Consider the following 453-nt stretch of genomic DNA (forward strand, 5'->3'; position numbering starts at 1 on the left):
CCAAACACGAGAGTATTGCCGGCGAACAGAAATTGCAGGTGCCCGCCGACCTCGACGCTGCCCACAAGAGCGACGTCGACAAGTTGCAGTCAGCTGCGGCGCCAGTCGATGCAACCTATGCCGACATGCAGAAGACGGCGCATGCCGATGCTGTAAGCATGTTTGAAAGCTACGCCAGGGACGGCGACAATTCCGCTCTCAAGTCGTTTGCAAGCGAGACGTTGCCGACACTCAAGATGCATCAGGAGATGGTTGGCAAGGTCGCGGCTGCCGCTCCTGCCCCCGACAGTTCCGCGCCAGCCGCGTCCGATGCGGCCGCCACAAATTCTGTGGCCCCGGTGCCTGGCGCCAACAGCTTCACCGAGGACCAGGCCAAGAACGCCATCGAGAAGGCGGGCTACTCGGACGTCTCCGCCCTGACGAAGGATGACAAGGGCATCTGGCGTGGAACGG

1 protein-coding gene is annotated in these 453 nt (G+C 62.0%); it reads left to right on the forward strand.

Annotated elements, in window-relative coordinates; all coding sequences use genetic code 11:
* On the forward strand, nt 1–453 hold a 453-nt coding region (locus tag EN914_RS38035; RefSeq protein WP_164779308.1), incomplete at both ends, for a DUF4142 domain-containing protein.

The sequence above is a fragment of the Mesorhizobium sp. M7A.F.Ca.CA.001.08.2.1 genome (assembly GCF_003998455.1).
In the GTDB taxonomy this organism is placed as follows: Bacteria; Pseudomonadota; Alphaproteobacteria; order Rhizobiales; family Rhizobiaceae; genus Mesorhizobium; species Mesorhizobium ciceri.